The organism is Burkholderia sp. PvR073, assembly GCF_054055695.1.
Genome location: NZ_JBSRXO010000004.1, coordinates 332198 through 344421 on the forward strand (window position 1 = coordinate 332198; position 12224 = coordinate 344421).

At 67.7% G+C, this 12224-nt stretch carries 10 protein-coding genes; 3 read left to right on the forward strand and 7 right to left on the reverse strand.

All coding sequences use genetic code 11. The features are described 5' to 3' along the window. The first annotated feature begins 40 nt into the window (after positions 1–40). Positions 41–2362 (forward strand): DNA topoisomerase IV subunit A, encoded by a 2322-nt coding sequence (gene parC, locus ACVK00_RS15960; RefSeq protein WP_228905118.1) that lies wholly within the window; start codon positions 41–43, stop codon positions 2360–2362. A gap of 245 nt (positions 2363–2607) precedes the next feature. Then, the gene (locus tag ACVK00_RS15965) at positions 2608–3066 is read left to right on the forward strand and encodes a CopD family protein (protein WP_006752878.1); all 459 of its coding nucleotides are present in this window, start codon (positions 2608–2610) and stop codon (positions 3064–3066) included. Between the two features lie 55 nt (positions 3067–3121). Here ACVK00_RS15965 and ACVK00_RS15970 read toward each other — a convergent pair whose 3' ends face one another. Continuing rightward, the gene (locus ACVK00_RS15970; protein WP_105833029.1) at positions 3122–4006 is read right to left on the reverse strand and encodes a LysR family transcriptional regulator; all 885 of its coding nucleotides are present in this window, start codon (positions 4004–4006) and stop codon (positions 3122–3124) included. Positions 4007–4119: 113 nt separating this feature from the next. On the opposite strand from ACVK00_RS15970, the gene ACVK00_RS15975 reads away from it, so the two are divergent. Continuing rightward, positions 4120–4566 (forward strand): multidrug/biocide efflux PACE transporter, encoded by a 447-nt coding sequence (locus ACVK00_RS15975; RefSeq protein ID WP_284891107.1) that lies wholly within the window; start codon positions 4120–4122, stop codon positions 4564–4566. Positions 4567–4605: 39 nt separating this feature from the next. Here the strand turns inward: ACVK00_RS15975 and ACVK00_RS15980 are convergent, their stop codons facing one another. The 6 genes from ACVK00_RS15980 to ACVK00_RS16005 form a co-directional block, all read right to left on the reverse strand. Further along, positions 4606–5814 (reverse strand): chromate transporter, encoded by a 1209-nt coding sequence (locus ACVK00_RS15980; RefSeq protein WP_284891105.1) that lies wholly within the window; start codon positions 5812–5814, stop codon positions 4606–4608. A gap of 197 nt (positions 5815–6011) precedes the next feature. Beyond that, on the reverse strand, positions 6012–8351 hold the full coding sequence (locus tag ACVK00_RS15985) for a bifunctional diguanylate cyclase/phosphodiesterase (protein ID WP_166724885.1): 2340 nt from the start codon (positions 8349–8351) through the stop codon (positions 6012–6014). A gap of 222 nt (positions 8352–8573) precedes the next feature. After that, the gene (locus ACVK00_RS15990; RefSeq protein WP_284891104.1) at positions 8574–9455 is read right to left on the reverse strand and encodes a PhzF family phenazine biosynthesis protein; all 882 of its coding nucleotides are present in this window, start codon (positions 9453–9455) and stop codon (positions 8574–8576) included. Positions 9456–9477: 22 nt separating this feature from the next. Beyond that, positions 9478–9936 (reverse strand): RidA family protein, encoded by a 459-nt coding sequence (locus ACVK00_RS15995; protein ID WP_105833026.1) that lies wholly within the window; start codon positions 9934–9936, stop codon positions 9478–9480. A gap of 44 nt (positions 9937–9980) precedes the next feature. Continuing rightward, positions 9981–11162, reverse strand: a complete 1182-nt coding sequence (locus tag ACVK00_RS16000) for an aminotransferase-like domain-containing protein (RefSeq protein WP_006752872.1) — start codon at positions 11160–11162, stop codon at positions 9981–9983. Positions 11163–11314: 152 nt separating this feature from the next. Beyond that, complete coding sequence (locus tag ACVK00_RS16005; protein ID WP_006752871.1) at positions 11315–12223, reverse strand: DMT family transporter; 909 nt, start codon at positions 12221–12223, stop codon at positions 11315–11317. Position 12224 lies beyond the last annotated feature (1 nt).

The window sequence follows — 12224 nt, forward strand, 5'->3', positions numbered from 1 at the left end:
CCCGGCCCGGCCTCACGCCATTTACGAATACGGAATTCAGATGGACGACAATACTTCCGATCTCTTCGCCGGGTCCGACGCACCGGACGCCGATGCGCTGACGCTCGGCAATTACGCGGAGCAGGCGTACCTCAGCTACGCGGTCAGCGTCGTGAAGAGCCGCGCGCTACCCGACGTGTGCGACGGCCAGAAGCCGGTGCAGCGCCGGATCCTGTTCGCGATGAACGAAATGGGCCTTGGCCCCGACGCGAAGCCGGTGAAGTCGGCGCGCGTGGTCGGCGACGTGCTCGGTAAATACCACCCGCATGGTGACCAATCGGCCTACGACGCGCTCGTGCGTCTCGCGCAGGATTTCTCGCTGCGCTATCCGCTGATCGACGGGCAGGGCAACTTCGGCTCGCGCGACGGCGACGGCGCGGCGGCGATGCGATACACCGAAGCGCGGCTCACGCCGATCTCGAAACTGCTGCTCGACGAGATCGACCAGGGCACGGTCGACTTCATGCCGAACTACGACGGCTCGTTCGAGGAACCGAAGACGCTGCCGAGCCGCATGCCGTTCGTGCTGCTGAACGGCGCATCGGGCATCGCGGTCGGCCTCGCCACCGAAATCCCGTCGCACAACCTGCGCGAAGTCGCGGCGGCGGCGGTCGCATTGATCCGCAATCCGAAGCTCACGCACGCGGAGCTGATGAACCTGATCCCCGGCCCGGACTTCCCGGGCGGCGGCCAGATCATCTCGAGCGACGCCGAGATCGCGGCGGCCTATGAAACTGGCCGCGGCAGCCTGAAGGTGCGCGCGCGCTGGAAGATCGAGGATCTCGCGCGCGGCCAGTGGCAACTCGTCGTCACCGAGCTGCCGCCGAGCACGTCGGGCCAGAAGGTGCTCGAGGAAATCGAGGAGCTGACCAACCCGAAGCTCAAGCTCGGCAAGAAGACGCTCACGCCCGAACAGCTCAACACAAAGAAGGCGATGCTCGACCTGCTCGACGCGGTGCGCGACGAGTCGGGCAAGGAAGCGGCGGTGCGGCTCGTGTTCGAGCCGAAGTCGCGCACGATCGACCAGACGGAATTCGTGAACACGCTGCTCGCGTACACGAGCCTCGAGTCGAACGCGACGCTGAACCTCGTGATGATCGGCGCCGACGGCCGGCCGGGCCAGAAGGGGCTGCTGACGATCCTCGACGAATGGGTGAAGTTCCGCCAGCTGACGATGACGCGCCGGTGCCGCCATCGTCTCGCGAAGGTCGACGACCGCATCCACATCCTCGAAGGGCGGATGATCGTCTTCCTGAACATCGACGAGGTGATTCGCATCATCCGCGAGGCGGACGAGCCGAAGGCCGCGCTGATGAGCGCGTTCGGCCTCACCGACCGCCAGGCGGAAGACATTCTCGAAATCCGGCTGCGCCAGCTCGCACGGCTCGAGAAGATCAAGATCGAGAAGGAACTCGAGACGCTGCGCGACGAGAAGGCGAAGCTCGAGGAACTGCTCGCGAACGAAAGCGCGATGAAGCGGCTGATGATCAAGGAGATCGAGACCGACGCGAAGCAGTACGGCGACGATCGCCGCACGCTGATCCAGCAGGAAAAGCGCGCGACGTTCGAGGCGAAGGTCGTCGACGAGCCGGTGACGGTCGTCGTGTCGCAGAAGGGCTGGGTGCGCGCGCTGAAGGGTCACGGGCTCGACCCGGCCGGCTTCACGTTCAAGGCGGGCGACCACCTGTACGCCGCGTTCCAGTGCCGCACGCCCGACCGGTTGATCGCGTGGGGCAGCAGCGGCCGCGTGTACTCGGTCGACGTGTCGGTGCTGCCGGGCGGCCGCGGCGACGGCGTGCCGGTGACATCGCTGATCGAGCTCGAATCGGGCTCGCACCTGATGCACTACTACGCGGCGCCGGTCGACCAGCAACTGCTGCTCGCGTCGAGCAACGGGTTCGGCTTCCTCGCGAAGGTCGGCGACATGGTGAGCCGCGTGAAGGCCGGCAAGGCGTTCATGACGATCGATACGGGCGCGGTGCCGCTCGCGCCGATGCCCGTGCTGCCGAACGCGACGCAGGTCGCGTGCCTGTCGAGCGGCGGCCGGCTGCTGGTGTTCGGGATGGACGAGATGAAGACGCTGTCCGGCGGCGGCCGCGGCGTGATCCTGATGGCGCTCGACGACAAGGAAACGCTCGTGCAGGCGCTCGCGATCGACCCGGCCGGCGTCGTGCTGATCGGCACGGGTCGCGGCGGCAAGGCGCAGGACGAAACGCTGTCGTACGCGGGGCTCGCGCCGCACATCGGCAAGCGCGCACGCAAGGGCCGCGCGCCGGAGACGAAGCTCAAGGTCGTCAACGAACTGCGTCCGCTGCTCGGCTGACGCCGCATCCGCTTGCCGGCTCGACCGGCATCGCAGGCCGCACCTCCGCTTCGGCGGGCGTGCGGCCTGTTCTTTTGCGCGGCGTATTCAGGTAAGCGACAGTGGCGGCGCCACGCGGAATTTGCAAAATAGTGTGAAATGCCGCCCGGGGTCTGAACCGAGCGGCGGGCCGCCGGTCGAACGTCGCTCGAGACCGCGCGTGACGCGGCTGTTCGTTGCACCCAACCCCTATCAGGATTGTCGCCATGTCCCACGCTGTTGCCGTCGCGCTGTTTCTTCACCTGCTGGCCGTCGCCGTGTGGGTGGGCGGGATGGTCTTCGCGAATTTCTGCCTGCGCCCGGCGCTGTCCGACCTGACGCCGCAGCTCCGGCTGCCGCTGATCGAAGGCGTGTTCGGCCGCTTCTTCAACTGGGTGTCGGGCTCGGTGATCGTGATCCTGCTGTCCGGCGGGTTCCTGCTGATGGCATTCGGCGGCGCGCACGCGACGTGGACGCTGCATGCGATGGCGGGGCTGGGCGTCGTGATGATGCTGATCTTCGGCCACATCCGCTTCGCGCTGTTCCCGCGTATCCGCCGCGCGGTGCAGGCGCAGAACTGGCCCGATGGCGCGCGTGCCGTGAACACGGTGCGCCTGCTCGTCGTCGTCAATCTCGTGCTCGGCGTCGTGACGATCGGCGCCGCCGTGTTGTCGCGCGGCTTCTGACCTCCGATTCCGCGGCGCCGCTCGGCGCCCGCCGCCGGCGCGGTGCCGCGCGCCGCTACGCGGCCAGCATCGCGTCGAGCAGCCACGCGCCGGCCGGGCCGAGTGGCCGGTTGCGCGACCAGACCGCATCGACCCGCACGCGCCGCGGCCAGCCGCGCGAGCGCAGCTCGCACAGCCGGTCGCGCGCGAAGTGCTCGACCATCCAGCGCGGCAGCTCGGCCCAGCCGAACCCCAGCACCGCCATCTCCAGCAGCATCAGATAGCTCGGCGCGAGCCAGCGCTGCGTGCCGACGACGATCCGGTCGTCGGCGCCGCGATCCTCCGGCTTCACGTAGGTGTTCAGGCGCAGCTCGCGCGCGTCGCGCAGCGCCGCATGCGGCACGTCAGCGTCGCCGTGGGCGGCCAGCGCGTGCGTGCGTCCGACGAACAGACCGATCTCGGATTCCTCCGCCACCGTCGCCGCGCCGATATCGGGCGGGTAGACGGCGCGCGCGGCCATCAGCCCGAGCTGGGCGCGGCCCTGCTGGATCAGGTCGAGCACGTCCTCGTGCTCGGCGATCTGGCATTCGAGCTCGAGCGCCGGAAAACGTCGCTCGAGCGCCATCAAGGTTTCCTCGTATCGCTTCGACTGGTACGTATCGGACACGACGAGCGTGAGCCGCGCTTCCTCGCCCTGCGCGAGCCGCGCGGCGGTGCGGTCGATCGCCGCGCCGGCTTCCAGCGTGCGCTGCACCTGCGGCAGCAGCGCGCGGCCGGCATCGGTCAGCGTCGGCGTGCGCGTCGAGCGGTCGAACAGCTGCACACCGAGATCGATCTCGAGGTTCGCGATCGCTTCGGAGACCGTCGACTGCCGCTTGCCCAGCTTGCGCGCGGCGGCCGTGAACGAGCCGAGCAGCGCGGCTTCGGCGAAGGCGAGCAGGGCTTCGGGGGCGTGGCGCATGCGGCGGACCTCACGGCGTTGTATCGGTAAAACCGATGATATCAAACTGGATTCATACGGTCGTGCCGATCAAAATGGCCGACATGAGCTGGACCAACGAATCGGAGGGAAGCATGAAACAGATGAACAAAACGGTGACGGAACGCCTCGTTCACGCGCTGACGTTCGAGCTGGTGGCGATCGCGCTGTGCGCGCCGATCGGCGCGTGGCTGCTCGACATGCCGGTCTCGCACGTCGGCGTGCTGACGGTGATGGTGTCGCTGATCGCGATGGCCTGGAACATGACGTTCAACACGCTGTTCGACCGCTTCGAGCGGCGGGCCGGCCTCACGCGCACGCTCGGGATGCGGATCGCGCATGCGGTCGCGTTCGAGCTCGGCCTCGTCGCGATGGTGGTGCCGGTCGCCGCGTGGTGGCTGGATGTGAGCCTCGTCGAGGCGCTGCTGCTCGACCTCGGCATCGTGCTGTTCTTCCTGCCTTACACGTTCTGCTTCAACCTCGCCTACGACGCGCTGCGGGCGCGCTGGGTCGCACGCCGCGTCGCGGTGCAAGCAGGCTGAGCGGCAAGCGGTGGCGGTGGCGGTGACCGCCGCCGGCCGTCAATGCGCGACGGCCCACAGCCATACGCCGCACACGATCGCGACCGCGCCGTAGACTGCATACACGGGCACCTTGAAGCGCGCGAAGCACAGCATCGCAAAGGCGCCCGTGAGCCAATAGACGGGATCGGCCGGTTCGCGATGCAGGATCTTCACGACGGCGACGACCAGAAAGCCCGTCGTCGCCGCGCGCATCAGGCGCATCCCGTGCTCGAAGCGCGAGTGGCGCTTGAGCCGGAACAGATGGTTTTGCGCGAACACGACGAGACACCCCGACGGAATGAACAGCGCGGCGGTCGCGAGCAGCGCGCCGATCCAGCCGTCGGTCAGGTAGCCGAGAAACGGCACGACGTTCAGCAGCGGGCCGGGCGATACGGGCGACAGCGCGAACGCGAGCGTGAAGTCGTGATCGGAGATGCCGGTCCCCGGCGACACGAACAGCGTCTTGAGCACGGGCAGCGCGGAGAAGCCGCCGCCGAACAGCGTCATCCCGGCGCCGGCGAGCCGCGGCCACAGCAGCGTCATCTGGTAGTCGCCGGACAGCGGCAGCGCGAACAGCGCGACGAGGACGGCGAGCAGCACGAGCAGGTTGCGGTCGCGCCTGGACAGCGTGAAGTCGACCACGTCGTCTTGCGGCGGTCCGGTCAGCCAGCCGGCTGCAAACGCAGCGAAGAGAATCCCGACGAACGCGGCCGGACTATGCGCGAAAGCGAGCAGAATCGTCGATAGCGCGGCAATCAACTGTTCGAGCCGCGTGCGCACGAGCGTACGCAACTGCTTGATCCATGTGACGCCGATCAGCGCGGCGAGCACCATCCCGAAGTGATTGATCAGCATCGGCGCGGCGAGCGAGCGCACGATCGGCGTGCGGTAGAAGATCGCGAACAGCGTCATCAGCAGGAAGAACGGCAGCACACTCGCGATGCCGGCGATCCACGCGCCGATGCGGCCGTGCAGCGTCTGGCCGACCTGCACCGCGACATTGCAGCCGACGGGGCCCGGCACGAGCCATGCGAGGGCGATGAAATCGGCGAACACGTGCGGCTCGATGCGCTGCAACCGGTCGACGTAGTGGCGTTCGAGCTGCGCCATCATCGACAGCCCGCCCCACGACACGGCGGAAATGCCGGCGATGACCTTGAACAAGGTCCATAGGGAGGCCTGTGCCTGTTCGACACGTTCGGCCGCTTCGACTTCGACGGTTGTCATGACTATGCTGTTGGCGCTGGGCCTGGTCTCGCGCGTGAAAACGTGCCGGCGGCCCGCCGACACGGTGGCCCTCCCGATTGTCCGCCGCGCATCGTGACACTGCCATGCGCGAAAACGCTAGTAAATGGACTAAACAATCGGATCGGAAGCCGAAACAATCGATGGGCCGCGCAACACGTGCGGTGCGTGTTGCGGGCTCAGGCGCCCGTGCTGCCGGTCGCGCGGTGGGCGAGGACGTTCGGCCGGGCGCCGCGCACGCCGAAGCGTGCGATCAGCGCGGGAATCGCGTCGGCCGGCACGGGGCGCGAGAACAGGAAGCCCTGCGCCTCGATCTCGCCGAGCGCGGACAGCCACGCGATCTGCTCCTCGGTCTCGGTGCCCTCGACGACGACCGTCAGGCCGAGCGAGCGTGCGAGATGCACGATCGACGACACCATCACGCACACGCTGCGATCGTTCGGGATGGCCTGCACGAACGAGCGGTCGACCTTCAGCGTGTCGACGGAGAAGCGGTGCAGGTACGACAGCGACGAATAGCCGGTGCCGAAATCGTCGAGTGCGATCCGGATGCCGAGCTTCTTCAGCGCGACGATCTTCTCGGACACGAGCTCCGGGTATTCCATCATCGCGGTTTCGGTGATCTCGAGTTCGAGCCGGTTCGCGTCGATGCCGGTGTCCTGCAGCGCCTGGGAAATCGTCTCGATCAGGTCGCCGCGCCAGAACTGCACGGGCGAGATGTTGATCGCGAGTGTCAGCGTGTCGTGGCCGTCGTCGCGCCAGCGCGCGATCTGTTCGCATGCGGTGCGAATCACGAAGTCGCCGATCGGCACGATCAGGCCCGTCGATTCGGCGATCGAAATGAATTCGTTCGCGGAGATGACTCCGTGCTCGGGGTGGTCCCAGCGCGCGAGCGCCTCGAAGCCGGTGATCGTGCGGTGCGTCAGGTCGATCTTCGGCTGGTAGGCGAGGAACAGCTGCCCTTCGGCGAGCGCGACGCGCAACTGCTGTTCCCAGCGCATCAGGTGGTCCGCGCGGTGCGACAGGTGCGGCGCGTAGAACTGGTAGCAGTTCTTGCCGGCGTCCTTCGCGCTGTACATCGCGAGGTCGGCCTTCTTCAGCAGGTCGATCTCGCTTTCGTTCGCGACGCTGTGCAGCGCGATGCCGATGCTGGCGTGCAGCACGAACGAACTGCCGCGCACGTCGAACGGCTCGCCGAACATCCGGATGATCGCTTCCGCGAGTCGCACCGCGCGCCGTTCGATGTCGTCGCCCTTCATCACGACCACGAACTCGTCGCCGCCGATCCGCGCGAGTGACCCTTCGTCGCCGACGGCATCCGACAGGCGCGACGCGGTCATCTGCAGCACGATGTCGCCGGCGTTGTGGCCGAGCGTGTCGTTGACGGTCTTGAAGTTGTCGAGGTCGATGAACAGCAGGCCGAGCCGCGACAGGCTGGCCGGCATCGACACGTCGTTACGCAGCCCGCGCAGCGTCGCGTAGCGGTTCGCGAGGCCGGTGAGCAGGTCGTATTCGGCGAGCTGGGTCATCTCGCGCTCGCGCCCCAGCAACTTGCCGATCAGCCCTGTCGCGACGCTGAAGAACGCGAGCATCGCGAGCGTGATGAAGCTCGTCATCAGCAGGTAGACGTTGCGCGTGTGGTAGTAGTCCGCGAATTCCTCGGTCTGCGACAGCCCGACCATCACGGCGAGCGGGTAGCCGTCGAGGTGGCGGTACGACACGATGCGCGTCACGCCGTCGATCGGGTCGATGATCGTGCCCGTCACGCGCTCGGCGATCGGGTACACGCCCGAGGCGGAGAACGCACCCGGTGCGTTGCTGAGCGAGCCGGTGCGCCGCGCGAGCACGGCACCCGTGTCGGACACCACGGAGATCACGCCTTCCTTGCCGATCGCCGCGTTGTTGTAGAAGTCGTTCGTGAAGTAGCTCGGGTCTTCCGACACCACGACGATGCCCGCGAAGCTGCCGTCCGGGTTGTTCAGGCGCCGCGTCATCTGCAGCGTCCAGTGGCTCGACACGCGGCCGAGCACCGGCTTGCTGATGTACAGGCGGTCGTCGTTGTGCGCGAGATGCACCTTGAAGTGCTCGCGATCCGACAGGTTGATCGGCTGCGGATGGAGTTCGGCCGTGTTCGCGAACAGGATACCCTTCGCGTTCACGAGCGAGACCTGGATCAACGTGTCGCTCGGCACGACGCCTTTTTCGACCGCGCTCGCGAGGTTGAAGTGCGCGGGCGATTTCTCGAATTCGAACTTGACGAAGCGGGTGATCTGGTCGACCTGGTGGATCGCCTTGACGGTGTGCTGCTCGAGCGCGGACGACAGGATCGCCGCGGATGCCGCCGCTTCCTTGTACGCGCTGTCCTTTTCGACCGACAGTCGCGCGATGATCACCGCCCACAGCAGCGCGAGCGCCAGCATCCCGAGCAGCGGGATCGCGAACAGCGCACGCCGGCGCGATTTGCGCGGCGCACGTAGCGGCCGGGTCGGCGGCGTGTGGTTGGACCGGGCGGAGCTCATTGAAGAAGGGCGGCGTCCTGCTCGCTTGCGCCATCCTCGTCGGGATGGCCGGCTATGGTTGGGGTCGCCCCGGCGTCTGTTCGTTCGCGGGGTGCGCAACCATGGACAGACCCGCCGAAGCGACGGATTAGGCCCGATATTACTGGTTGGAACGTTTTTGCGATAGCCGGGCAACCTCAGGGCGCCCGGCCGGGCCATCGCACATGGCGAAACGTCGAAACGTCAGGCGGGCATCTGGAACGTGCCGTCCACGACCGTCACGACGTGGCCGCCGATCCAGATCGTGCCGTCGTCGTCATAGCGAACGGCAATGCGGCCGTCGCGGCCGATCGCCGTGCCCTGGCGGGCTGTATACGACGTGCCGGGGCGGCGCTGCTGGCGGCTCAGCAGCTCGGCCAGCGCGGCGTTCGCGCTGCCGGTGGCGGGATCCTCGCCGATGCCGAAACCGCCGCCCGTCATCAGACAGCGGATTTCGAACGTCGCGGGGCCGTCGTCGGGGTGGGGCGCGTAGGCCGCGAGGCCGTGCGCGCCGTAGCGATGGGTGAGGGCCTCGAGCGCGGCCGGATCGGGCGCGAGGCCGATGCAGGCCTCGGCCGACGTGAGCCGCACGACGAGCCATGGCGCGCCGTTGTCGACCGCGCACGGTTCGGCGTCCGGATCGATCGCATTGCTGCGCAACGCGGCCGCCAGCACCGGATAGTCCGACCGGTCGAGTGGCGTGAACCGTGCCGGCGGCGCGGCGAATGCCCAGCCGGCGGCCTGTTCGCGCAGTTCGACCCGGCCGACGCCGCATTGCTGGATCAGCACGCCCGGCGTGCGCGGTCGCGCGCCGCTTTCCAGGAACGCGTGCGCGGTGCCGAGCGTCGGGTGGCCGGCGAACGGCAGTTCGCCGCCCGGCGTGAAGATCCGGACGCGGTAATCGGCCTCCGGATCGGTCGGCGTGCACACGAACGTCGTTTCCGACAGGTTCGTCCAGCGGGCGATCGCCAGCATGTCGTCGTCGCCGAGCGAATCGGCGTCGAACACCACCGCGAGCGGGTTGCCTTTGAACGGCACCGACGTGAAGACGTCGACCTGCTTGAAACGGACGCGGTGGCTGGTCATCGTGACGATTGCGTGACGTGAGTTACGCGACTTCGGCGATCAGCTCGATCTCGACGCATGCGCCGAGCGGAATCTGCGCGACGCCGAACGCCGAACGCGCGTGCTTGCCGGCGTCGCCGAACACTTCCGCGATCAGTTCCGACGCACCGTTCGTGACGACGTGCTGTTCGGTGAAGTCGAGCGTCGAGTTGACGAGGCTCATCAGCTTCACGATGCGCGTGACCTTGTTCAGGTCGCCGGTGTGCGTGTGCAGCGTCGCGAGCAGGTCGATCGCGATCGAGCGTGCGGCCGCCTTGCCGTCTTCCGTCTGCAGATCCGCGCCGAGCTTGCCGGCCCAGACCTTGCCGTCCTTTTTCGCGATGTGGCCCGACAGGTAGACCGTGTTGCCGCTTTGCGCGCTCATCACGTAGGCGGCGGCCGGTGCGCCGGCGGTCGGGAGCTCGATGCCGAGCGACTTCAGTTTGTCGTAGACGTTAGCCATGCGTTCGATTCCTCGTAGAGAGTCGTGACAGGAAAAAGCGGGGATCAGAGGCGCTCGCGCAGCAGCTTGCCGAGGCGCGCGACGCCTTCCTCGATCTTTTCGGGCGGCACCGTCACGAACGACAGGCGCAGCGTGTTCTGTTGAGCGTCGTCCGCGAAGAACGGCGCGCCCGGCACGAAGGCGACGTGGTTGTCCACGGCCGCGGCGAGCAGCTTCATGCTGTCGATCTGCGCGGGCAGGTTCACCCAGATGAACATCCCGCCTTCCGGACGGTTCCACGTGACGCCTTCCGGCATGTGGCGTGCGAGCGACGCGAGCATCGCTTCGCATTGCGCGCCGTACAACTGGCGGATCGTCGGGATGTGCTCGTCGAGGAAGCCGTCCTTGATCACTTCGTGCGCGATGCGCTGCGTGAGCGTCGGCGTGTGCAGGTCGGTGGCCTGCTTGGCCTGCACGAGCTTGAAGTGGAGTTCTTCGGGGGCAATGATGTAGCCGATCCGCAGGCCCGGCGCGAGCACCTTCGAGAACGTACCGAGGTGCACGATGTGGTCCGGCGCCATCGACAGCATCGTCGGCAGCGGCTCGCCCTGGTAGTTCAGCGCGCCGTACGGGTCGTCTTCCAGCACCGGGAACGGGCTCGACTGCGCGAACGCGGCGAGCGCGCGGCGGCGCTCGACGGGCAGGCGGCGGCCGGTCGGGTTCTGGAAGTTCGGCTGCGCGTACAGCAGGCGCGCGCCTTGCGTCAGCTCGGGCGTGAGGCCTTCGGGCAAGAGGCCCTGCTCGTCGGTCGGCACCTGCACGTAGCGCGGCTCGTACAGCGAGAACGATTGCAGCGCGCCGAGGTAGGTCGGGGTTTCGACGAGGATCGGGCTGTTCGGATCGATCAGCGCCTTGCCGAGCAGGTCGAGCGCCTGCTGCGAGCCGGTCGTGATCAGCACCTGCGACACGCGCACGCTGTAGCGCTCGGCGATCCATTCGCGCAGCGGCAGGTAGCCTTCGGTCGCGCTGTACTGGAGTGCGGCGGCGGGCGCATCGCGCAGCACGCGGTCGGCTGCGGCGCGCATGCGTTCGGCAGGGAACGTCGCCGGAGCCGGCAGGCCGCCTGCGAACGAGATGACCTCGGGGCGTTCCGTGACCTTCAGGATCTCGCGGATCGCGGAGCTCGTCAGCTTGCGGGCGCGTTCGGAAAGCTGCCAGTGCGGCGGATGCAGGTCGGTCGGATTCATAGTCTCCTCGTTCGGATATCGGGGTCAGTCAAGAAAGGTCGATCAGGCAGATTGCGTCGACGCGGCCGGGTAGGCATGCGGGAGCGCGATCGGGCCGTCGCGGCCGGGTGGGCAAAACCGTTCTGGCAAAACAAACATTATGGCGCACCTCATCAACCGGCGCGAGCAGGACGCGGGGCCGTGGCCACGGCCGAGCGCCGGCCGAGCATCACGGTCGCGATCACGGCGGCGGCGAACAGCCAGGTGGACGGCGTCACCGTTTCGCCGAACAGCAGCGCGGAGAAGGCGATCGTGAAGAAGATCTGCAGCAGCTGCACCTGGCCGACGCGCGCGATGCCACCCATGGCCAGCCCCGCGTACCACGCGAAAAAGCCGATGAATTGCGAAAAAAGGGTCACGTAGCCGAAGGCGAGCCACGTGCGCAGCGCAAGCGGGGCCGGATGCGCGACGTGCTGCGTCCACGCGAGCCAGCCGACCGGCAGCACGAGGAACGGCGCGGACACGACGAGCGCCCAGCAGATCACCTGCCAGCCGCCGATCTGGCGCGCGAGGCGCGCGCCTTCCGCATAGCCGAGCGCGCCGATGCCGACCGCGACGAGCATCAGCGCGTCACCCGCCTGCACGGTGCCGCCGCCGTCGCGCAGCGCGAACGCGATCACAAGCGCGCTGCCCGCCAGCGCGCTGGCCCAGAACGCCTTCGACGGGCGCTCGTGCGACAGCCACGCCGCGTACAGCGCGACGAACAGCGGCTGCAGGCCGTTGACGACCGCGCCGTGCGACGCGGGCACGGTTTTCATCGCCCAGGCGGAGAACACCGGATACGCGATGATCACGCCGGCCGATACGACGGCCAGGCTTTTCAGCTGCGCGCGCGTCGGTAGCCGTTCGCGGCGCCACCACAGCAGCAGGCCGGCCGGCACCGACGCGGCGAGCGCGCGGCCGAGCCCGTTGAGCAGCGGATTGAGTTCGGAGACGACGATACGCGTCATCGGCAGCGTCAGGCTGAAGATCATCACGCCGATGAGGCCGAGCAGCATGCCCCGGGTTTCGCGCGAATTCATG

What these genes read in the sequence shown, in the direction of transcription:
- ACVK00_RS15985 (WP_166724885.1), bottom strand. Translation starts at nt 8,351, where the DNA reads ATGAGCTCCGCCCGGTCCAACCACACGCCGCCGACCCGGCCGCTACGT.
- ACVK00_RS16005 (WP_006752871.1), bottom strand. Translation starts at nt 12,223, where the DNA reads ATGAATTCGCGCGAAACCCGGGGCATGCTGCTCGGCCTCATCGGCGTG.
- ACVK00_RS15980 (WP_284891105.1), bottom strand. Translation starts at nt 5,814, where the DNA reads ATGACAACCGTCGAAGTCGAAGCGGCCGAACGTGTCGAACAGGCACAG.
- ACVK00_RS15975 (WP_284891107.1), top strand. Translation starts at nt 4,120, where the DNA reads ATGAAACAGATGAACAAAACGGTGACGGAACGCCTCGTTCACGCGCTG.
- ACVK00_RS15990 (WP_284891104.1), bottom strand. Translation starts at nt 9,455, where the DNA reads ATGACCAGCCACCGCGTCCGTTTCAAGCAGGTCGACGTCTTCACGTCG.
- ACVK00_RS15995 (WP_105833026.1), bottom strand. Translation starts at nt 9,936, where the DNA reads ATGGCTAACGTCTACGACAAACTGAAGTCGCTCGGCATCGAGCTCCCG.
- ACVK00_RS15970 (WP_105833029.1), bottom strand. Translation starts at nt 4,006, where the DNA reads ATGCGCCACGCCCCCGAAGCCCTGCTCGCCTTCGCCGAAGCCGCGCTG.
- ACVK00_RS15965 (WP_006752878.1), top strand. Translation starts at nt 2,608, where the DNA reads ATGTCCCACGCTGTTGCCGTCGCGCTGTTTCTTCACCTGCTGGCCGTC.
- ACVK00_RS16000 (WP_006752872.1), bottom strand. Translation starts at nt 11,162, where the DNA reads ATGAATCCGACCGACCTGCATCCGCCGCACTGGCAGCTTTCCGAACGC.
- parC (WP_228905118.1), top strand. Translation starts at nt 41, where the DNA reads ATGGACGACAATACTTCCGATCTCTTCGCCGGGTCCGACGCACCGGAC.